Genomic DNA, 21,715 nt, shown 5'->3' with positions numbered 1-21,715 from the left:
CTAGTGCGATGAACGCCTGGCGCGCCGGACCAGGGGGCGCCTGCACAGGGTGAACGCCCTGCCGAGCAGGCACGCTCCGGGCACTGGCCGTACGTGGCCGGTCCGTACGGGCTTGGTGGCCTGCCGCGACGCTGCATGCGTCGGATGATTCGCTGCGCGTTGCCTGGCTTGTCCAGCAGCAGGCCTCCCGAGATCGGTGCCTGCCTCGAGGGTGTTAGGACGCTATGGGGGCACCTCATGGTGGATCAGGCCGAGTTCGTCGTCGATCTGCAGCAGGTGGCGGCCAAGCTGCACAGGTTGCGGACAGGATGTGTCCTGCCGGAGGAGGACGAGGTCGGCGAGCAGGGGATGCTGCTGCCAGGAGTCCGGCCCCTGGTGGTGGCGGGTGGAGGCAGCGACCCACGCGGCGGGAACGGGCAGAGTGTGCTGCAGAACGGCGCGGATGTCGGCGGCGCGCAGGGTGGGGCCCTGGGGCAGCGGGAGGCGGCCGGCCGGATCGAGGGTGAGTGTGCCGTCCGGGCGCTGGTGGCAGCCGAGGACGCGGCGGGGACGGTCATGCGGGCGAGTGGCGGCCTGGGCGGCGGTCAGTTGCTGGCGGTGCAGGTCGGCCAGGGAGGCGACGCGGTCGTGCGGCGGGATGAGGTGGACGGCACTGGCGTGTTCCTCGGCCCGTTCGGCGGCCCGATGCCGGTCATACAGGTCGGACAGCTCGGACGACCAGGAGGCGGGCCTGCCGGACTGATGGACGAGTTCGACCAGTTGCTGGGCTTGTCCGGGCAGACTGATCCGCTGGTGGTCGGCGCGGGCGAGCAGGTGGGCGGTGGCGTGCTGCAGGTAGGGGGCGTCGGCGGCGGCCCACGCCTCGGGCAGCGCGGTGCGACGGTCGCTGTCGACGGGGTGGAGCACGGTCAGCCGGGCGCCGCGGGCCTGGATCCAGGCGGGCCGCTCGGGGATTCCGGGTGGCCGATCGCGCTGCCATGCATGCTCGAAGCGCCACAGCCGACCCGCGCGCTGGACGAGCCGGGCAAGCGAGGTGAGGTCGCTGACCAGGACGTCGGCGTCGATGTTCAGGCTGATCTCCAGCAGGCTGGTAGTGACCACTACCAGCCTCTCGGGGCGTGGGCCGGTGGGGCCGAGCTGGGTGCGGACCCGCGCGAGTGTCCGTTCGAGACAGTGAGCGGGGAAGCGGGCGTGCAGCAGCACCAGCTCCCGCTCGCTGCCGGGCCAGTTCACGGCCTGTTTCAGGTGCCGGTAGGTGTCCTGAGCGTCGGCGACGGTGGCGCACACGATCACGGCGCACCCGCCCAGCCGCACCACGGGATTGATCGAAGCGGTAATGCGGGCCAGCCGCTCCCCCGCTGTCACCCGTCGGGCCGCCTGGCCCAGGCGCCGGTAGTGCACCGGTCGCAAGTGCACGGTGAGGGTGCGCTCCTGGCGGGCGGTGTGGGCCATACGGGTGGGCATGTCGATGACGGTGGTCTGTGCGGTGGCGGCGTCGGCAAACAGCCAGCCCGGATAGGGCACGGCGAAATCGGCATCACGGGCCAGCAGCTCGCGCCTGCGGTGCCCGGCGCCGGCCAGGTAGGAGTACACCAGCTCTCGTGCCGCCTGACCGGGCAGGGTCGCCGACAGCACCACCACCGGGGTGCGCAGGGCCCCAAGCCAGTGCAGCAACCGCTGGAGAATGCGGCGGCTGAACGAGGTGAGCGCGTGGGCCTCGTCGACGATGACGCAGCGGCCCGAGAGGGCCAGCGTCCGCAGGGCGTTGTAGCGCACGGGCAGAGCCGCCATCAGGGCCTGGTCTACGGTGGCCACGGTGAACTGGGCCAACAGGGCCCTGTCCCAGCCGCGCAGCCAGCCGTCCGGGACCCATCGGCGTCCTGTCCCATCGCTGTCGTCCTCGCCTGCGGGCAGCATCAGACCATCTTCCTCGCCATCATCTGGGTCCCAGTGGGGGTCGTCGGTGGCGCAGGTAGCGGCCTCCCCGGGGGCCAGCATCTGGTCGCTGTACGCGGCGTTCAGCCAGCTGTGGTTGTGCACCAGAGTGAGCGCCGCCCGCGTGGGACGGTGGGCATGGACGTACGCGTACAGGGTGTCATAGACGGCGTCCGCCGTCGCCGTGGTCGGCAGCAGACAGCAGATCCCCTCAGTGCCGGAAGCCTGGTTGAGGATCCGGGCCGCCTCCAGTGCAGTGACCGTCTTCCCCGCCCCCGTCCCATCCGTGACCAGCAGAATCCCCACCCCTCGCTCACCTGCCACCTCCGGAAGGTGTTCGATGACCGATGCCTGCAGCACGTTCGGCCCGGGCAGGCCATGAGCGACACCAAATGACCGCGCCGGCAACGGGGTCCGGGCCAGCTGCGACTGCTCCACCACCCGGCCGGCCATCCAGCGTGCCCAGGCAAAGTGCTGCGCCGCACCGTAGGCGGGCATCAGGGCCCGCGGCAGCCACACCCGCTGCTGGCTGGCCAGCCGGTCCGCGACCATCACCAGCCCGGTCATCAACACCGCTGCCGTCGCTGTCACCCGCGGCGGCACCGTCTCAGCTCCGGTCAGATGCCGCACCTGCGCCGCATACCTGCTCCGCAGCTCCTGCCACAGCCGACCGCCCAAGTCAGCCCGCACCCGCGCTGGACTGGCCGCTCCATGCGCGTCGAGTTGCAGATAGCGCCCGTGGTGGCCGCCGGCGATCTGGGCCATCCGCACCGCCGGACTGGTGTCGCCCGAGACTTCGTATCCCATTTCGGCGAGGAGCCCCACCAGGGCGTGCATGGAAGCCCGTTCATGCCGCAACAGCCGCCAGCCGCAGGTATCCGCCCACAGCGCATCCCCCACCCTCGCCCATGGAACTGGCTCGCACGCCTGAAACCGGCTCACCTTGCCCACGTCGTGGCAGCCAGCGATGAACATCACCAGGCAGCGAGCCACTCCGTCGCTCACACCGAGCCCGCTGGTGATGGCCGCGCGCTGCGCCGGAGACAGCAGCCGGTCCCACAACTCCCCAGCCAGCGCAGCCACATCCAGCATGTGAAACAGCACGGGATAGATCACGACGGGATAGATCGTGCCGTGCCGCTTGCAGTACTTGCCCCACAGACACAAGTCCAACCCACCGAAACGCCCGTCCTCCACCACACCCATAACTGCGTCTCCACCGGATAGGCAACGAACGGACCGGCTTCTACCCCTGCCTCCCGGTCAAAGCCCCCGCTGCGGTTCCTGATCACTACGTTGAGTGAAAAGGTGCACCACTCCCGCATATTGCGGCAACGAACCGGACACGCTCACCCAGGTGTCAAAACCCCAGCCCACACGACTCAGCCAGCCCGCTCGCAGACTCGCTACGGCGTAATCGCTCATGCAGAGATGCTCTTGGGGTCCTGACGGCATCGGGCAAACCATCGGCTTTCTCCGCACACGCGGACATGAGCAGACCCACCTGTCACTCGGCACCCTGGAACACTCACTCACTCGACCCTGCAGACGGAACGTTCCCAGTCGCAATCAACTGGAGTATTACGTCGCCTGCCATTTCTCATACATGCGGAGATAATTCGGTGATCGCGGAATTGGGTAGCGGGCCCGTCCCACGCCCACAAATTCCGTGCACGCAAACGCGACTCGGGCATACCTCACGGCATCGTACACGCCGCCGAGTCTCCCTTCCCCCTCCCCGGGAACGGGGAGATGAAGTCAACTAACAGCAAACCCATTGCACAGGCGCTGGTCAACAAGGGTCCGCTCCGCGCACGCAGAGATTTTCCGCCGGCCACAACCCTGGATGAACCGTCTGGACAGTCCGCTCCGCGCACGCAGAGATGTTCCGGTGTCTTCGATGTCGGCGTGCTCGCGCAGTTCGTCCGCTCCGCACACGCAGAGATGTTCCGCCGGTGCAGCGACATCGGGCGATGCCGGACGTGTCCGCTCCGCGCACGTAGAGATGTTCCGGCACCGGCGACGAGCTCGTCCTCGACATCGAGGTCCGCTCCGCGCACGCAGAGATGTGCCGTGCGGTCACTGCAACGAGCCGACTGGCGTCCGCTCTCCACAAACAGAGATGTGCCGTGCAGGCTCCCATCAAGGAAGGCCCTTCTCCCTCTGCACACGCCGCGATGCGCCGTTGCCGGCGCCCGGAACGGAGAGGGGAAGTCAAATAACGGCAAGCCCATCGCGCAAGCGCTGGTCAACAAGGAGTCCGCTCCGCGCACGCAGAGATGTATCGCCAGCAACGTGTACTACGACGGTGTGGTCCGGGTCCGCTCCGCGCACGCAGAGATGTATCGAGCAGCAGCGCCGGGCCGAGCTGGCCGCGAGGGTCCGCTCCGCGCACGCAGAGACGTATCGCCGCTGGCCCCGTTCCCGCGTGAGGGTTCGCAGTCCGCTCCGCGCACGCAGAGATGTGTCGGCGATCCAGGTAAGGCGCGGCATGCTGAGGTCGTCCGCTCCGCGCACGCAGAGATGTATCGGCGTCCCTCCCCCTTCGACCCGTCCGGCGATCGTCCGCTCCGCGGTCGACGACCTTGGGATCGAAGCCGTGCCGGTCCCTTCCGCGCATGCAGAAATGTGTCGGGGACCTTCGCCCGCCGCACCCGCGGTGACGTCCGCCGAGCGGGCGCACGGAGATTCACGGAGGCACAAGGCTCGCCAAACAAGATCAAATCTCTTATGGGACCTACATGAAGATGTCCTGCATGTTTGCATGGCTTGTCCTGATCACCATTCACGCGATGTCACGCCACCGAACTCAACTGTCCTGCTCAGCTGGCTGTATCGAGTGACACCCAGAAGAGAGAAATCTTGGGCAGTGCGGTGAGAGATAACACCGACATCGAAGACACCTTCATCCACCAGCTCCTGCGGGAGCGGGCGCCGGAAGCGGCCGACGCACTGGACGCCGAGCACATACGCCTCGACGCGGCCTTCACCGCGCTGGACGAGCGGGCGCGTGCGCTGCCCGGCACCCCTGCCGACGCCCTCCCGGAAGCCCAGCACACGCTGTACCTGGCACTGAACGAAATGATCAGCGCCTACCTCGCCCACCTGCACGTGGAAGAGACCGTCGCGATGCCGGCGCTGTGGCAGTACGCCGGCGAGGAGGAACTCGGCGCCGTATATGCCTCCTTCCGCGCCTCCCGCACTCCGGAGCAGGCCCTCGACGACCTTCGCAAGATGCTGCCCGCCTTGCCGCCCGCGCCGCGCGCGGCGATCGTGCGCGGCGCCGTCGAGGCCCTGCCGGGCCATCCGGGAAGCACCCTCGCCGCCCTCTCCACCACCCTCAGCCCCGGCCAGCGCGACCGGCTGTACGAAGACCTCGGCGTCCCGGAGGTGTGGGCGCTGCACAACAGTGAGCAGGCCTAGGGAGGTTTGGCTGGATCACCTCCCCGGCCGGACCGCTGACGGCGGCCGCAGCCCGTGGAGCGGTCCGCCTTGGGCGCGGCAGGTCCGCCAGCAGCCCCGCCGCCAACCGGGACAGGCCGCGCCGCACGGGATGCAGCATCCGCCGGCCCCGGACGAAGACGGGTGACGTGGCCAGCACGCCAGCCGCGACCTGGCCTGGTGAGCGCGCCGGCGGCCGTCGGTGCTCCCACACGTCAGGGCCGCCGCCGCGCCATGCGAGCAGATCCGGATCTTCCACGAGCCGGGCGGGCGCCGGCTCGGTACCACCGGATCGCTGTTCCACGACGGGCGTCACGCTGTTCCACGGCGGCGTCACGCTGTTTGCCGGCCGCATCAGGGACGACGGCACGTTCGCCGACCCGAAGGCCGACAGCGGCCAGCTGTACGGCCCTGATGGCGACAGGCCGGCCGGCGAGACCCGCGAGGTGTGGCAGCACCTGGGGACGAACGACCCCTTGGCGAAGGACTGACCGGCCCGGGGCTACGAGCTGAGCGGCTGGCGCAGGTCCAGGCAGCAGCGCAGCCGTACGCCCGGCTGCCCCGGGCCCTGTGTCGTTCGCTCCGCTGTCGCCGTCGCCCACCGGTCGGCGAGCAGCTGCTGGAAGGTGATGGCGGTTGCGTCGTCGGCGGCCGCGACATCGACCACGACCAGCCCCCGCTCGCTCACGTGCGTCTCGCCAGCCGTGCTCGCGCAGGTTCCGCAGCCCGGTCGCGACGATCGGGATCTTCCCGTCGCAGAGGTGGTGGTCCTCGAACCGCTCCCCCTGCTACAGGTGGCGGGTGAGCTCGATCAGACGCGGGATCGTGCCGGGGGGTTGCGGTCGCCGATGCGGTCGAACACCAGCAGCACAGCGGATGCCCGGCCTGCCGCTGCCCCGGCACCTCACCCGCACACGGGGCGCAAGGCCCCAGGCGCCCGGCCACAGGAGTGACGGACCTCCAGCCGGGCGCCAGGCCCTCGCCGCTCAGGCCAGGCGGCCGGCCGTTGCTTCCTGCCTCGCCCACGCCCCGCACGGCGTCGCGGATGTCCCGGACCAGCCCAGGCCCGGATGGCGGTCGGGCTCGCCCGTAGCTGGGGACAGGCGCGCGGCCCTCGCCTGCCTGGGCCGCGCCGAGGAGGCGCTGGCGAAGACCGACCCGGCCGAGCCGCGCCCGTCGTGGATCGCCTTCCACGGCGGGGCGAAGCTGCTGACCGGCCGACAGGGCGAGCGCCCGCCGGGACTGGCTCGACGCCGTCCGGCAGGACGACCTGCCCAGCCTCCACACCCTCGCCGCAGGACCGGAACGCGACGAGGCCGCCGTCATCGCCGGCCTGACCCTGCACCGGAGCTAGGGCGCCGTCGAAGGACATGCCAGCAGGATCAAGATCCTCAAACGCCGGATGTCCGGCCGCGCAGGCTTCCAACTCCTCCGCCAAACGCGTCCTGCTCGTGTGAACGGGCCGGGACCCAGTGGGGTCTGCTCAGGACTCCGAATCGCGAGTCACGCACGCGGCTGCCGCCTGACCGCCTCTTACTCCCACCGGCTTGGCCCTGGGGCCTCGGGTGCCCCGGCGACACCTGTCGAAGCGACTGAGCGGGCATTTCACGTCCTGATCAGCAAGCCCAGGGCCGGCCGCAGTCAGCCGTAACGCACAGTTCACGGTCCACAGAACCTGTGCCAGAACCCGGGTGGTGAAGGCAGTTGTTCACGGGTTCGGGAGGCTCCCAGATCCACGGCCGGGTGATGTTCACGAGTTCTGACAGCGCCTCGGTCCTCGCGCCGGGAGCAGCGCCGGCCTCTCACCCGGATGCGGGGCCCCGATCGCCTCCGACGCGGTTGCCCCATACCGTCCGGTGTAGATCACAAAGGGATTGTTCCACGGGCCATCGGTGGAGAGCGCGCAGGTGATCCGCCCGGTCCTCCTCGCAGCACTGACATGGACGGTGGCTCCAGTAACCGGAGGTTTCGCATGACTCTGCATCCCGCCAGCCACTCACCGCGGGTGAGCAGATGCTGCAGTCCGGCATGCCGCCGATTTCTCACGACCGGCCTCATCGCGGCAGCGCTGCTCACTCTCGGGCTCCCCACGGCTGCAGGGAACCCGGGCAACGAAGCCACCTGCTTCGGCCGCCCAGCGACCATCACCGGTGCGGGCATCATCAACGGGACCCGAGGCGACGACGTCATCGTCGGCTCCCCTGGCGCTGACACCATCGACGGCAAGGGCGGCAACGACCGCATCTGCGGCCTGGGAGGAGAGGACATCCTCGCCGGCGGCCACGGCCATGACCAGCTCGATGGCGGTACCGGCAACGACCAGGTGAACGGCGACGTCTTTGCCGCGAGCGGCGACGCCGAAGGCCGTGGAAACGACCGCCTGCTCGGCGGCAGCGGCGATGACCTCATGAACGGCGACAGTTTCGCCCCCAACGGCACCGCAACGGGTGGGGGGAACGACCAGCTCTTCGGTGGCGACGGCGACGACAAGATGACGGGTGACAGCCGGGGACTCAGCGCCTCCGGTGGCGGACGTGACCGTGTGGAAGGCGGCCGCGACAGCGGCATCGCGCAGGAGCACCTGGTCGGCGACTCCGGCTCCACCGCCGGCGACGCGTCGGGGGCCGGTGAAGACGAGATTCTGGGCGGGCCCGGCGTCGAGCTCCTGATCGGTGACAGTAACGCTGCGCAGAACGCGACCGGCAACCGCGGGCACGACTTCCTGCACCTGGGCGCTGACGGCGGATTGGCCGCGATCGGCGACCACAACATCAATGACCCTGCAGGCGGGGCCGCAACCGGCTCCGGCAGCGACCGGATCATCGGCGGCAGTGCCAGCGACATTCTCGTCGGAGACAGTGCCGTGGTGGACGCCACGGACACCGATGCCGGGGACGATGTGATCAAAGGCCGGGGCGGCAACGACGCCATCTTCGGCGACAACGTGAACTTCGACGCCGACCGGACCGTCGGAACCGCGGGCGGGAAGGACAAACTCAAGGGCGGCACCGGGGACGACACGCTGCGGGCAGGCCCGGCCAACGACCTCCTCGACGGGGGGCCGCAAACCGACCTCTGCGACGGCGAAGCCGGAAACCGCGACAGGGCCATGCGGTGCGAGACGGTCCTCGGCGTCCCGTAGAAACCACGGACCGGCCGCGCCACCGGCCGATGAAACGACACACCCCCCGGATCCCGACGAGAGACCCGCCGGGCACCCGCCCGCACAACTCGGCTACATTCCTCACCTCGTGCGGAAGCGCCGGTTCGCGACCTCGTCGGAGCGTGTGCCGCAGACGCCGTCGACGACGAACGACCTGGCGCGTGACAAGGACCAGCCGTCATCGGCAGCACGGCACCAAACAAGGCGCCCAGCACCAGAACGCCGTCAAAACCGGTGAACACTCCCCTGCCCATGGATCGCTAAGCGCTGCCCAACCTCGTCGACACATGCTGTCCTTCGCCATGAACGAAGCCAGAAGGGCGCACCCGGTGCGGACGGTACGCACCCATCCAGTGCGCATCGTGCATCCGATGCACACCACTCAGTGGCCGCCACCCGATGTCTTCCACTCAGTGGCCGCCACTCGGTGCGGCTTCCATCCAGTGGCCGCCACTCAGTGCGGCTTCCATCCAGTGGCCGCCACTCAGTGCGGCGAGTGGTCCGAAGGGGGTGGTGTGAGGGGGTGGTGTGAGTGCACCGCCATCGGGCGTGCTGGTCCGCGTACCGGGGTCCGCGCGGGCGGTGCGTTTTTCCTTGACACAAGCCCGTGTCAAGGAAAACGCGGGGGTGCGTGCCTCCACGATGCCGTCCACTCCCTCGGTCGGTGGTGCGCGTCGGATGCACTCAGTGGAGCCCGCCGTGGCCCCGGCCGGGCTCGTGCGGATGCCGGCGGTGCGCGTGCTGCTCGTCCTGGCGGTGCGCATCGGCAGCGGCCTGCGCACCCGATGGACTGCCGGCGGGCGGGTCGGCGGCCGTCGCCGACGAGGACCTGGCGCAGGAAGCAGCGGTACATCCGCCCGGCGGTGATCAGCGCGATATCCATCACGCGGACCACGCCACACGGCTCTGACCTGCATGAAAAGCCTGATCAGCGTTTCCTCCCGCCAGGCGGGAGAGAAGGCCGGAGTTTCTTTCCGAGTGCCCGCCCGGCGGGAAGCCGTCCCGGCCGGCCGGCCAGCCAGTTGTCAACGCTCTCTGGTCCGACCCTTCACCGCCCCGCAGACACCACCCACCGGCATCACCCGAGGACCAGCCAGCACCCCTCTGCATCCACCCGGCCAACCCCCAGCCCCCGGCGCTGCCGGGGGCTTCGCCGTGCTGCCCGGAGGACACCCTGCCCACCTTGGAGACGCTCCCCCGCTTCACCGCCGACCTCCAGCACCTCACCCCCGCCCAGCGCCGGCGCTTTCCGCCGCGTCGTCCTGGAAGCCCTGCTCCCCGACCTGCCCACCGGGTGCTTCCGTCCCGGCCTGCGCATCAGGCGCGGCCGCTGTGCCCCGGGCGTCCACGAGCTCACCTGGGCACCGGAAGGGCGCGCGCCGGTCGTACGGCCGGGACAGCTCGGCCGAACCGCCGCTATCCCCATCCCTTGGCGTTCCCATCCCGCGCCGCCTCGGCCCAGCGCTGCACGGCATCGAGGACGGAATCCAGCTCCTCGCCATCACTGCCGGCGCGGACCCCCGGCGAGCGCCAAGCCGCCAGCCCGCAGACGACCACCTGCTATGACCTCCACGGCCAGATAACTCCCCACGGGCAGCTCGGGGCACAACCCACTCGCCTGCGGCTGCCCGTTCGGCCATGGCCGGCGCCGCAAGACCCGGCCGCGCAGCAACTGCTCGGCGCTCGCCCGCGTCAGGTCCAGACACACGGCGCCGTCGCTGCCGGTGGCGGTGAAGGGCGACCGGACATCCGATCGCCCCCTCGTCCCCCCTGCCCGCCCTGTTCCACGACCGTGCCGTGCTCAGTTGAGCCAGACGAACAGGTCCCACAGCCCCGATGCCGGGGACTGGTAGCAGTAGTACGGGAGCCCTCCCCGGTTGCCGGCGTCCTTGCACTGGACGTAGAGCACGTAGCTGCGCACATACGTCCACCCCTGCGCGTGCACCGGGGTGTCGGCGGAGACGACGGCCGACGTGGTGGTCTGTCGCGGCTGGGCGGCGTGGGCGGGAGCGGCCACGGCGCCGAGGGCGAGCGAGGCGCCCAAGGCCGTGCCGATGAGGGCATGGCGCATCTGCACGCGGTACTCCTTGTCTGTCATTGCCGACTGTCCTTGGTGATCCTTTTTTCGTGCCTGCCGCTGCCGGCCCGAAGAGCTGTCCGGAAGGCGGCGCGTCGGGGCGGCACGATCGCGGAAAAGGAGGGCTCGGCCGGCGGCCGGGCTCCGCGGTGCCCGCGCTGCGGAACGGTCAGTGCGAGTCGTTGCCCGGCGGGCATGGGGTTCGTCCCGCACTCGGGGCCGCACCATCCGCCCCGCGTCGCCGCGCAGCGCGGCGACGCCGGAGAGGGCCGGTCGAGACACCGACATTGCCCCACAGGGCTCGCCGGGACGCCGGCCAGTGAGACCACCAGCGCAATGATCAGGAGCTCGGATCAGGAACTCGGCCGCGTCACCGGCCCAGATCACCAGCTGTTCTCACCCCGGGACTCCTCGAGTTGAGGCTCCTTGTCCGGGCGGACACGCTGTGCGGCTCCTGGCGAGAGGCCGGATCAGGACACGGAACCGCATCCGTCCACGATGCCGTCGTGGACGTTGCAGACACGGAAGCGAATCTCACGCACGTCGTTGAATTCGACCAAGTAGTCGATCTCCCAGGCTCGCCCCCGTCTCCCCCTTCCCAGCCGGGCGGCTGCCTCCAACTGATCGACGTCCACGATCCGTTCTGCCACTTCTTGCCGGAGTACTGCAGGATCCCCTTGTCGATCCAGCTGTCACAGTCAGACAGCTGCGTGACGTCGATCCAGCCGTCGGTGTCATACTTCGGGTAGCCGCCGGCCGTCCCATCCGCTGTCCACTCGTACCAACCGTAGGCCTCGTAGCAATCGCCGTAGCTTGCTCCCCAGACGGTGCTCGACGGCTGCGCCCCCGCGACGGACGGAGCCAGTGCGAGCGCCGCAGCCGACCCCAGGGTGACGAGCAGGTACGGCACCCTTCGGCTTCCGTGCGCGAGGCCGACGCCGAGGCCGACGGCGAGGGCGGCCGCAGCTGGAGCACCGGCTGGTGTGCGTCTCGCATTCACAGTTCGTCCTCCTATGACCGTCATGAGCGCCATGAGCGAGCGAAGCCGCACCCGTCTTGTGTGCCATTGCCACAGGCCGCGCGCACTTGTGTGCCGTGGCGGCGGCTCGGCCGGCCGGGCACCACGAGATTGCCGAGCACCGGCCGGCCGAGGCAACACCGGCCGGCTGTCCCGGACAGGCGCGGCCTGTCCGGGCTGGCGGGAGCCTCGTCCGGACCACGGCCCGGACAGCGGGCATTGGCGGAATACGCCGTTGCCTCCCCGGCATGGCCCCGGCACGATGACAGCTCATGGGCGACCCGGGGGAGTTACCACCGTACGAAGACGTGTCGCTGAACGAAGTCCGGGACACCGCCGGCTTCATCGCGGCGATGCAAAGGCTCAAGGAGCGTTCGGGGCTGACGTATCGCGAACTGGAGGAGCGAGCCGCCCGCAGCGGCGACGCCCTGGCGCGCAGCACGCTCGCCGACGTACTGCGCCGCACGAGCCTGCCACGCCCCCAGGTCCTGGCTGCGTTCGTCCGCGCCTGCGGAGACGGCGAGCGGGTCGACGCCTGGCTGGACGCCAGGGACCGGCTCGCCGCCGCACACACGACCGCCGCGCCCGTCCCAGCGCGCGACCTCCAAACCGACACCCAGCCGCACACCGAAGCCCCCGCGACCGCGCGGCCCCGCCGGACCAGGGCCCGCACAGCCGCCGCGGCGACCATACTCACAGTCCCGCTGCTGGCCTTGGCCGCCTGGGGCCTGATCCCCGGCGGCTCCGACAAGCCGGCAACACCCGGCTCCCGCACCCCCGCCGACGGCTGGGTCACCATCCGCCCCGCCCGCACGCCCGACCTCTGCCTGACCGACGGACGCGACCGCGACCGCGCCTACGACAGCGCCGTAGCCGTCCAACTCCCCTGCGCCCAGGCCCCCGTGCCCCGCACCTACCTCGAACCGACCGGCGAAGGCCTCTACCGCATCCAGTGGCACCACCCCCAGATGGGAAAGGGATGCCTGACAATCATGGGCGAAGACCAGATCAAAGGCATGCTCGAACCCCGCCGGAACTGTGCACAGGGCACCCTCTTCCGCCTCGAACCCACCACCGGCACCCCTGACGCCTTCCGGCTGCGTCCGGCCACCAGCAGCGGATGCATCGGCATCGCCGACAACGACACCACCGCAGGCGCCGAAGCCATCGAAGAACGCTGCACCGGCGCAGCAGATCAGCGTTTCCTCGTCCGGGCAGGCTGACACCCCCGCGCATCTGAGCCTTTCACAGGCGGCGGCTCCGACCTGCCCCGGCCCCGGCCATTGCTCGCTGGAGCTTTCCGCAGTGATCCATACCGCCACATGCCACCCGGTGATCATCACAGACCGTGATCTACTTTTTGGTCATCGTGTCGATCAACGAGAAGCCGAGGCCATGACCAACCACTGCTGCGAGGCGATGAACAGCCACGTGAACGTGCCCTGCGACCAGCACGACGCCCCTTTCGCCTGCCCGGACGTGCTGATCACATTCAGCGCCAAGTTCCAGGAGTACGGGCTGATCATCCACGACGGCGGCACTTCGAGCAGCACCATCGACTTCTGCCCCTGGTGCGGACGGCGTCTCCCCCAGTCACAGCGGGACCGGTGGTTCGATGAACTTCAGCGCCGCGGGATCGATCCCTGGGAGGACGAGGTTCCCGCCGAGTTCCAGGACGACCGCTGGCTCGCTGCACTGCCTCAGGACTGACGAACCAACAGCCTCTCAAGCCACTTCACGGAACAGGCCTGCTACCCCCGCAGCGTCTCGGTATCAGTGCTGGTCCCAGTGCAGTCGGCCGGCCCGATCACGTCGCAGCCAGCAGTGCCCCGTCACAACCGCGAGCAGTGACCCCCAGGCCACCAGGGGCAGATAGCACACGGTCATGACCCAGTAGGCGATGCCGTCCGGTGAATCCGGGTGACCCATGCTGTCCGCAGCGGTCCAGCCGAACACGCCCGCCAGGCACAGGACAGTCAGTGCGGCCGCCCCCAGCCCGGCCGGGAACACGGCCACCGCCGCCGGTACGCGCCGACCGCCAAGGAGCGCGATCCAGCGGGGGAAAACCTCGCCCCAGCGCTGCACCAGACCGAGAGCCAGCAGCCCGAAGGACGGCGAACAGGGTCAGAGCGATCACGTAGAGCGACAACCAGCTGCCGAACGTGACCATGGCCATCGGGTTATCGCCCGTGAAGCCCACCGGGACACCCAGCGCCGCCACGATCCGCCACAGACCGCTGGGCAGCGGGATGAGCGCGGTAAAGTGCGCGAGCCGGACCACCCAGCAAGGCGGAACCACAGCCGCCACGGTCGTCGTGCTCGCCACGGGCCTCGTGCTCGCCACGGTCGGCGTGCTCCGCGTGGTCGTCATGGAGGTCACCGCTCGCGCTCCCTACCGGGGGCCGCCGGGAGGACGTGCCGCACCGTGAAGCCGCCCCTTTGGACGGTCTCGTACGGCGCGGCGCTCAAGCACCGGGGCACATGCAACGTCGGAATCCCGCCGACCGCCCAGCTGTAACCAACCTGATCACGCTAGCCGTTGTCATACACGGTGAAACCAACCCGCCTGCCGATGACCCCGCCATCGGGATGGCCGGAGCGCAAGATGACCCCGGCGGCGGTAGCGACCGGACCGCCGGTCAGAAGGCAATCGATCCGACCCTCGAACGCGGCGCCTTGCTCACCGTCGGAGGAATGGTGACTGAAGCGGAAGATGCCGCCTGAGGTGGGGGCGATGGTTGCGTGCGGTCTGGTCGGGTCCGATCGCTTGGCCCTGGGAGCTGTCGTCAAATGTCATGTCCCATCAGGAGCGAGGCGGGGGTGACGGCGGCTTGGTAGGAGTCGGCCGCTTTGTCGTAGCGGGTGGCGATGCCGGGTCACTGCTTGAGCCGATTGAAGAAACCGCTCTACCAGGTTGTGGCGCTTGTGGGGGTGCTGATCGAAGGCGGTGGCCGACCGCGGCGGCTGCCGCGCTGAGCGAGGCTGGTGCTGGCGCCGACCGGGATTGTCGCCGTGTCTAGCATGGCGACCATGGGGAAGATGCAGGTGGGGGCGGTCGAGCGGCTGCTGCGCGAGATGGTCGGGGCCGGTCAGGGCGCGGAGAGTGCGGGTCCCAGGAGTGGTGCCGCGCTGCGGGCGGTGGAGCGGGCGCGGGCGGTGGAGCGGGCGCGGCCGGCGCGGTCGGTGGCGGCCGAGGTCGCCGCTGCGGGTGGAGTCGACGACGAGACGGCCGCTCTGCTCAGGGAGTTGACGAGGCGTCACCTCGGTGCGGACGTGGCCCGCTGGTGCGGGCTGCACGACGCGCTGGCCGGGTACCGTGGCGGTCTGCCCGAGTTGCTCGCCGCGCCGCCGGTGCCGCCGGTGTCCGGCGACACGGTCCGTCCGCCCGCGCCTCGCAGTGTCCACCGGACGCTCGGCCTGCTCGTCGAGCACGCGGAACCGCGGCATGCCGCGGCCGCGTTCGCCGCCTTGCCCGAGCGGGTGACGACGGAGCTGCTCGCCGGCGGGGCTCCGCCGGCGCCCGCCCTCGTCGCCGCCGTCGTCGGCCACGGCGATACCCGTACCCGGGTGGCCTTGGCCCGCCATCCCCGGCTCGACACCCGGGTCCTGGCCCGGCTGGTCGCGGTCGGCGACGCCCAGGTCGCCGCCGCCGTCTATCGCAACCCGCGCACCACCCAGTCCCTGCGCCGCACCATCGTGAAGCGGCTTGACACCGTTGCGCTCGACGACGCGTTGCGCGCGGAGCTGACGGCGCCGCGCGGCCGGGTCCCGCGCACCTGGCTCGCCCCGCTGCTCGGCTCGGGCGACCCGCAACTCGTGGTGCCGGCACTGCGGTGCGGTGTGCGTCAAGTCGCCCAGCAGTACGCGCTGCTGAGGATCTGGGAGCGGACCGGCCCGGACGCCGTACGCGCCGTGGTCGACAACCCCGCCGCGGCCGGCTGGCTGAGCCGGGCCGTCGTGGACGCGGTCACCGAGGCCCTGGCCGCCCCGGACGGTGACGGGGTGCGCCGACTGCGCGCGCGGGGCGAGCCGTACGAGGACCCTGCCCGGCTGCCCGTGCTGCTCACCACCGCCCGGGGCACCAGCACCCTGCGCGACCTGTTGTCCGAGCGGTACGCCCACGATCTCGATGCCCTGGCCGCGGCGCATGCCGCGACCCCGTTCATGCCCAAGGCCTGCGAGGAGCTGGCCCGCCACGAAGCGGCGAGCGATGCGCAGCGCCACGCGTTCCGGCTGAGCGTCCTCAACGAGCCGTGGCGGGCCGGGGGCCGTCGTGCAGGGAACACCACCCCGCCCGCGCGGCGCCTCGCGGAGGAGGAGCTCGATGACAGCGCCGCCGTCTGGGCGGAGGGCATGGCGGCGGCGGGGCTCCTCGACCCGGTCGAGCTGATCGGCACCGCGCGCCCCGCCACCTGGGCCCTGGCGCTCGCCCGCCTCGCCGAACGGGATCTGCTGGGCGCGCCGGCGGTCGCCGAGCTGCGGGCATTGACGCAGGCGCATCTGGGGGAACGGGGGCGAGCCTGGGCCGCGCTGGATGTCCTGCTGCCCGAACACGGGGGAACGGTTGCGGAGCTGATCGCCGAGGCGGGGAAGGCCCCGGACCGGGTCGCCGCTGACGTCGATCCGCCGGCCGCCGTGACACCGGCCCGGCCGTCCCCGAGCCGGGGTGAGCGGCCGCAGGGCGGGGCGGTGATCAACGCGGTGTCGCCCGGACGCCGGGGAACAGCTGTGGGGGCGATTGCCGATGCGGGCCCGGCTACGGCCGGGGCCGTCGCCGGGCCTGGGCGGCCGGCCGAGCCCGAGCCGCCTGCCCAGGCCTGGGCGCCTTCCCAGGCCGGGTCACCTGCCCAGCCTGAGCCGCCGGCCGAGGTGCCTGCCGGGGCGCCTGCCGAGCCCGAGGCACCTGCCGAGGACGCTGCCGAGCCCGAACCGTCGGCCTTGGAACCCCCGTCCCCGCGGATACTCCCCCGGCGCGAGCGTGTGCACGCTCTGGCTGCGCTCGACCTGCTGTACTCCCTGGCCCCGGACGGTGCGCCCCGGCCGAACGATCCCGAGGTGCTGCGCGCGCTGAGCGTGTACGAGCCGGCAACCGCGCCCGGCCTCGCCACCCCAGGCTGGTTCGCCGCCGCCTGCGCCGTCCACGGCATCCCCGCCTCCGAGGACGGCTTCGCGTATGAAGCGCCCAGCCTCGCGCAGGTGCGCGCGCAGCTGCCCGAGACGTACGGATCCGGCGCGCAGCACACCGAGCGCGCCTACGTACAGGGCGTGCTGCCCGCCGACGAGCTGCTCACCCTGCTGCCCGCCCGGCGTTTGCTCCTGCTGCCCTACGACTGGCGGCGGCTGGCGTTCGCCGGCGCGTGGCGGGCCGCGCTCGCCCGTCGGCTGCGCGCCGAACTCGGCACCGACCCCGACGCCTGGCTGCGCCTGGCCGCGACCGTGACAGCGTCCGAAGCCGCCTGCGAGGGGCTGACCTGGGCGGAGTTGCTGGAGCGCGGGCGCTCCGGTGCCGGCCCGGCGGTGAGCGCGGGAACGTCCATCGGCAGGACCAGGCCGGCCACCCCCGACGAGGCGATCAAGCTGCTGGAGCACGGCGACCATCTGTGGGCCTGGCCGGAGGGCACTCTGCTCTGCCTCGCCGACGCCGACGTGATCGACGCCGTACTGCCCCGGCTCGGCCCCGACGGGCCCTGGCTGCTCGCCGCGTACCTGCTGCGCCACGACCGCACACCGCGCGCCGTCCTCGACCGGCTGCTCGCGGACCGCGACCGCGACGCGCTGCGCGTCCTGGCCGCCCAGTGGCGCTGGATGGAGCGCAGCGGCGCCGTGGAGCGCCTCGTCGACCTCGACGACCCCGAGGTCGACCTCACCCTGCTGCGGCACTGGACCCCCCGCCCCATCGCCCACCGGATCGTGACCCGGTCGCGGCCCGGCGCCGGACGGCCGTCCCTGGGCGCCCGGGTGCTCGCCGACTGGCGTGCCGGGGGCGCCGCGCGGCCGGCCGGCGGTCTGATGTGGCTGTGCTCCGCCGAACCCGACCTCGTGGAGGAGCTGCTCGAAAGAGAGGGCTCGCGCCTTGGCCTTGGGCATCAACTGCTCGGCTGCCTGCGGCTGGCCGAGCACGGAGGTGCCGACCGGCTGGCGCGGCTCGCGGGGCGGGAGGTGCTGGGGCGCTCCGCCACCACCGTCTGCGCGAAGGCCCTGGCATCCGCCGACCCCGCCGCCGTCCTCCGTGCCCGGCTCGAGCGCGAACTGGCACCGGAGAAGCTCGTGAGGAAGCTGCGGCGCGCCCGGCACGCCCCGCACGCACGTCACCTCATCGAGTCCCTCCCGCCGGGCGAGCCCGTGGACTGGGCCGCTCTCGAAGCCGCCCACGCCCAGGAACCCCTCCCGTACTGGCAGGACATCATCCGCCTGGACGGCGTCCCCGAGGAGGTACGGCTGCGGCATGCGGCGCTCCTGCCCGAGCCGGGCCCCGACGGCCTGCCCGGCAGCCCACGGCTCACCCGGGAGCGGGCCCGGCACGGTCTCGGCGGCCAGTTCCACTGCGCTCCGTCCACCCAGCTCGACGGGCTGCTCACGGCGGGACTCCTCGACGGCGCAGACCTGGTGCGCCTCGCGGCCCCGGCCGCGCGGCTGCTCGCCTACCTCGGCGCCGCCGCCCGCCGCACCGACGCCCCGCCCGAGGCCGCCAAGGCCCGCACCGTCCTCGCGGACCTCGTGCGCTCCAGACTCGGCACCGACCCGGCGGCCTGGCGCCGGGTCGCTGAGCGGCTGACCGGCCTCGATCCCGCATGGGATCCAGCCTCAACGGTGGAGGCACTGCTCACCGGCTTGGAATAACCGACCGAGGTCCACACGGGGACAGCGTGCGCGTCGCGGACCCGGGCAGCGAGGACAACGAGGACAGCGAGGACAGCGAGAACGACGAGGGCGGCGACCGTCCGCCAGACGTCGCCCATCACCTCCCGCAGCAAGGCCGTCATCGCGCGGCCGCGGACGGCGTCCAGCGGCGAGGGCGCCGGTTCGGCGACGTCGCCCGGTCCCGGCCGTGCCCGCCCATGCCTCCATCCTGCGCCGCGCCGACAGGCCGGAACCGTGCGCCGCGCCAGCAGAGCCGGAGCAGAGTCCGGGCACCTGACCGACTACCCGACGGGCACCCACAACCGTCGCGTGCGGCGCCACTGACCCGAGGCGCCGGCCAAGGCGGATTCCAGGCAAGGAGGTGCGGGGGTGGTCAGCGCGTCGGTCTCAGCCACAGGGGAAACGAGTCCCCGGCACCGGGACCGGCGTCGTGGGAAGCCGGGCGGGTCATGGAGGGCTGCCAGGGCTCGGGGCGGGGCTCAGCCAGGAGCTTCGCCCCTCGTGACCGCCTCGGCGCCGGCGGCGGAGACGGGCAGCAGCGGCAGGCGCCCTGCCGGTAGATCCGGTTGCGTTCCAGGAGGACCTCCACCCGCGCCCGCACGTCCTCCCGCGAGCTGTCGAGCAGGTCCCGCAGGAGGCGGGGGGGTGCCGCGGAGCGCGCTGAGGGCGGTGCCGCGGACGCCGGGGTCGGGGTCATCCGCGAACGGCGGGAGCGCGTCGTCGGGCAGGACGTCGAGCATGCGCAGCGCGGACAGGGCGCGGGCGCGGACCCCGGCGTGCGGGTGACGGAGGAGGGGGTGCAGCAGAGCTGCGTCCTCGGGGTGCCCCTGCTCGGCGAGGCCGAGGACCGCGGTCGGGACGACGGTGGCCGGGTCGGCGCACAGTGCCTGGTAGTGCGCGCGGAGGTCGTACCCCTGCGCCCGGAGTTCCCCGCACGCCGTCGCGCGCACGCCTGCGGAGAGGTCCGTCAGGTACCGGGGCAGTTCGTCGCCGCGGCCGGCGTGGCGCAGTCGTCCCACGGCGGCGGAGCGCACGAAGGTGTCCCGGGCGCAGAGCAGGCGGTCGAGGACCACGTCCCCTTCCGGGTGGGCGAGGATGGCCGCGCAGGCATGGCGCCGGATCTTCCGGTACCGGTGGGTGGCGGCGAGAGTGGCGAGGTCGTCGACGTGGAGGAAGCCGGTCTCCACGGCGGTGGCGAAGGTGTTGAGGCGAAGACCGTAGGCGCAGTCGTTGTCGAGGTGGGCGAAGAACCGGGCCCTGGCGTCGTCCAGGACCGCCTGCTGCCCGGAGGCGAGCGCGAGACGTATCGCGGTGCGCACGGCCGCCGCACGCACGCCCTCGTCGCGGTCCTGCTCGGCGAGCGCCCAGGCCTGCTCCATGGCCGGCAACCCGTACATGGCGGCCGCCTTAAGGCCGGCGAGCCGGGACTCCCGGTCGTTCGTCAGGAGGTAGGTGAGCGCCTCGTCGGGCAGTGCGCCGAGGCGCCCCAGGACGGCCTCCCGCGCCCAGGTCCCGTACCGCCTCCGCATACCCAGCAGGACGGCCAGGGAGGCCAGTTGACGCGGCAATGCCTTGTCGGCGTCGCCGAGCACACGGTCGAGGATGGCGCGGGCGAGGGTCCGCACACGTTCGTCGGTGTCCGCGCTCCGGATCAGGACGAGCGGCAGGACGGAGGCGGGCAGTTGCGCCGTCCCATCGAGGGCCAGCGCCGCCGCACGGACGCGGGGATCCGCGTGACAGAGGCACAGAGCGATCTCGGACTCGGTGGGCGGCAGGCTCCAGGACGGGGCTCCGGTCCCGCCAAGGCCCTCCTGCCAGTACGGGGCCTGGCGCCAGTCCGCGATCTCCCGCGTGTTCACCGACCGGAAGCCGACACGTATCCAGGAGATCGACTTCCAGCCGCGGAGCACGTTGCTGCAGGTGGCCCAGTGGACGCGGCTGTCGAGCCGGATCCAGTCCTCGGCCTCTCCGGACCCGATCGCGGACTCCACGCCCTTGCCGTGGAGCAGTCGCTCGGAGGGGGCGTAGAGCTGGGTGGGGCCGAGGCCGTACGTTGTCATGCGCAACTGTAGCCCGGTCGCCCACCCCTCCCACCAGTGGATTTCCCGGCAGGCGAAGGGAACACGGCCCGGCAGGCGGCTCGTGTCCGTGACCGAAGGGTCCGGCAGGCCCGGCACACGGTCCCGGTAAGCCTGGAACGCCTGCCAGCCGTTCGGGCCGCCCGGCCTGAGCACGTCGCCGACCGCGATGTCGTAGGCGTGGCAGTCCAGTGCCTCGGCCAGTCCCAGCGACGGGGACGGCCTCCTCCCCGCCGCCTCGTATGTGCAGCATGACGGTGATGACCGGCTCGTGGTCGCCGATGTTCAGCTCGATGAAGCATCCCTGGCCAAGGAGTTCGCCCCCAGCGGGACCGGCGAGGTCGACCTCCGGGAGGGCGCCGCGCACCCTGGCGTGGACCTCGTCACGGCTGCCGAGCGGCGGCGGCCCCTCAGGCGGCAGCTCGGGCAACGCGGCGGCACTGCAGGGCAAGCCAAACAGCAGAACGTCCCAGCCCACCCGCGACGCCCGGCAGCGGATCACCCTCGGACCGGACCTTGTCGCGGTCACCGCCGAGCCGGACAAGCGGGACATGCTGGCGCTGCCGCGCGGCGCCTACGGCGGACGCCGAAGGCGACGGGCCGGGCACCAGGCCCACGGCCACGGTGACGACGGCCCGGGCAGTGCAAGGCGCTGCCCAGCTCAAGCCGCGGGCCGCCCACAGCAGGCCCGGCTCGATGGAGGTGTACAACGACCTGGTCGTCGGCAAGTACAGCTGGTCCCCGATGACGATCACCCCGGTCCCGCCGCCGCTGAGCTCGAGGAGATGCCCGTCCACTGGCTGAATGACTGGACGCTGTGCCTGGACGTCGAGTCCGGCATGCGGCCCGAGACCGTGCAGCACCGTCTGTACGGCACGGTGACCCTCTACGAGCCCGACACCGGCCGGGTGGAGTTCGCTCCCACGGGCAGCCACCCGGCCATTGCCGTGCCCGTCCACCGGATCGTCGCGCTCACCGGCGACCGGCAGCGGCGCAGTAGCGGGCAGATACCCGCCCACGAGCCGTACAACGGCTAGGGTCCGTCTTAGAGGGCGGTTCGTGAGTTGATGTCCGGTTCATCGTTGGGCTTGAGTGAGAGGCGCTGTTCGGCCCTCCGCGTCGAAGAAGAGCGCGAAGCGGCC

The 21,715-nt window shown here is 71.5% G+C and carries 12 protein-coding genes; 7 read left to right on the top strand and 5 right to left on the bottom strand.

The annotated features are described in order from the left end of the window. Positions 1-222: 222 nt before the first annotated feature. Entirely contained in the window at positions 223-3,141 is a 2,919-nt protein-coding gene (gene cas3 / locus ACZ42A_RS38465; protein ID WP_468532029.1) for a CRISPR-associated helicase Cas3', read from the bottom strand. Positions 3,142-4,809: 1,668 nt separating this feature from the next. Between cas3 and ACZ42A_RS38460 the strand changes: the two genes are divergently transcribed. After that, positions 4,810-5,358 carry a hemerythrin domain-containing protein gene (locus ACZ42A_RS38460; protein ID WP_468532028.1) on the top strand — a complete coding sequence of 183 codons (549 nt, stop codon included), beginning with the start codon at positions 4,810-4,812 and terminating at the stop codon, positions 5,356-5,358. A gap of 520 nt (positions 5,359-5,878) precedes the next feature. Here ACZ42A_RS38460 and ACZ42A_RS38455 read toward each other — a convergent pair. Next, positions 5,879-6,064, bottom strand: a complete 186-nt coding sequence (locus ACZ42A_RS38455; protein ID WP_468532027.1) for a DUF6207 family protein — start codon at positions 6,062-6,064, stop codon at positions 5,879-5,881. Positions 6,065-7,348: 1,284 nt separating this feature from the next. Between ACZ42A_RS38455 and ACZ42A_RS38450 the strand changes: the two genes are divergently transcribed. Further along, entirely contained in the window at positions 7,349-8,518 is a 1,170-nt protein-coding gene (locus ACZ42A_RS38450) for a calcium-binding protein (RefSeq protein WP_468532026.1), read from the top strand. A 1,822-nt stretch (positions 8,519-10,340) separates the two neighbouring features. Here ACZ42A_RS38450 and ACZ42A_RS38445 read toward each other — a convergent pair. Further along, on the bottom strand, positions 10,341-10,637 hold the full coding sequence (locus tag ACZ42A_RS38445; RefSeq protein WP_468532025.1) for a hypothetical protein: 297 nt from the start codon (positions 10,635-10,637) through the stop codon (positions 10,341-10,343). Positions 10,638-11,942: 1,305 nt separating this feature from the next. Here ACZ42A_RS38445 and ACZ42A_RS38440 point away from each other — a divergent pair. Both ACZ42A_RS38440 and ACZ42A_RS38435 read left to right on the top strand, forming a co-directional pair. Next, a complete protein-coding gene (locus tag ACZ42A_RS38440) occupies positions 11,943-12,857 on the top strand; it encodes an XRE family transcriptional regulator (protein ID WP_468532024.1) in 915 nt (304 codons plus the stop codon). Between the two features lie 82 nt (positions 12,858-12,939). Further along, positions 12,940-13,344: a DUF6980 family protein gene (locus ACZ42A_RS38435; RefSeq protein ID WP_468532023.1), complete on the top strand. Its 405-nt coding sequence runs from the start codon at positions 12,940-12,942 to the stop codon at positions 13,342-13,344. 63 nt (positions 13,345-13,407) lie between these two features. On the opposite strand, the gene ACZ42A_RS38430 is transcribed toward ACZ42A_RS38435, so the two are convergent. Then, entirely contained in the window at positions 13,408-13,650 is a 243-nt protein-coding gene (locus ACZ42A_RS38430) for a hypothetical protein (RefSeq protein ID WP_468532022.1), read from the bottom strand. Positions 13,651-13,823: 173 nt separating this feature from the next. On the opposite strand from ACZ42A_RS38430, the gene ACZ42A_RS38425 reads away from it, so the two are divergent. After that, a complete protein-coding gene (locus ACZ42A_RS38425; RefSeq protein WP_468532021.1) occupies positions 13,824-14,063 on the top strand; it encodes a hypothetical protein in 240 nt (79 codons plus the stop codon). Positions 14,064-14,664: 601 nt separating this feature from the next. Beyond that, entirely contained in the window at positions 14,665-18,474 is a 3,810-nt protein-coding gene (locus ACZ42A_RS38420; RefSeq protein ID WP_468532020.1) for a hypothetical protein, read from the top strand. Between the two features lie 500 nt (positions 18,475-18,974). On the opposite strand, the gene ACZ42A_RS38415 is transcribed toward ACZ42A_RS38420, so the two are convergent. Continuing rightward, positions 18,975-20,555: a HEAT repeat domain-containing protein gene (locus tag ACZ42A_RS38415; protein WP_468532019.1), complete on the bottom strand. Its 1,581-nt coding sequence runs from the start codon at positions 20,553-20,555 to the stop codon at positions 18,975-18,977. An 803-nt stretch (positions 20,556-21,358) separates the two neighbouring features. Here ACZ42A_RS38415 and ACZ42A_RS38410 point away from each other — a divergent pair. Further along, positions 21,359-21,610: a hypothetical protein gene (locus ACZ42A_RS38410; protein WP_468532018.1), complete on the top strand. Its 252-nt coding sequence runs from the start codon at positions 21,359-21,361 to the stop codon at positions 21,608-21,610. Positions 21,611-21,715: the final 105 nt, after the last annotated feature.

The sequence above is a fragment of the Streptomyces sp. NPDC030838 genome, from assembly GCF_055572035.1.
Note: the sequence above shows the minus strand (reverse complement) of the source record. Positions and strands in the feature narration are given on the sequence as shown.

Coding starts and splice junctions, on each gene's coding strand:
- cas3 (WP_468532029.1), bottom strand. CDS start 3,141: ATGGGTGTGGTGGAGGACGGGCGTTTCGGTGGGTTGGACTTGTGTCTG.
- ACZ42A_RS38450 (WP_468532026.1), top strand. CDS start 7,349: ATGACTCTGCATCCCGCCAGCCACTCACCGCGGGTGAGCAGATGCTGC.
- ACZ42A_RS38445 (WP_468532025.1), bottom strand. CDS start 10,637: ATGACAGACAAGGAGTACCGCGTGCAGATGCGCCATGCCCTCATCGGC.
- ACZ42A_RS38420 (WP_468532020.1), top strand. CDS start 14,665: ATGGGGAAGATGCAGGTGGGGGCGGTCGAGCGGCTGCTGCGCGAGATG.
- ACZ42A_RS38415 (WP_468532019.1), bottom strand. CDS start 20,555: ATGACAACGTACGGCCTCGGCCCCACCCAGCTCTACGCCCCCTCCGAG.
- ACZ42A_RS38410 (WP_468532018.1), top strand. CDS start 21,359: ATGCCCGTCCACTGGCTGAATGACTGGACGCTGTGCCTGGACGTCGAG.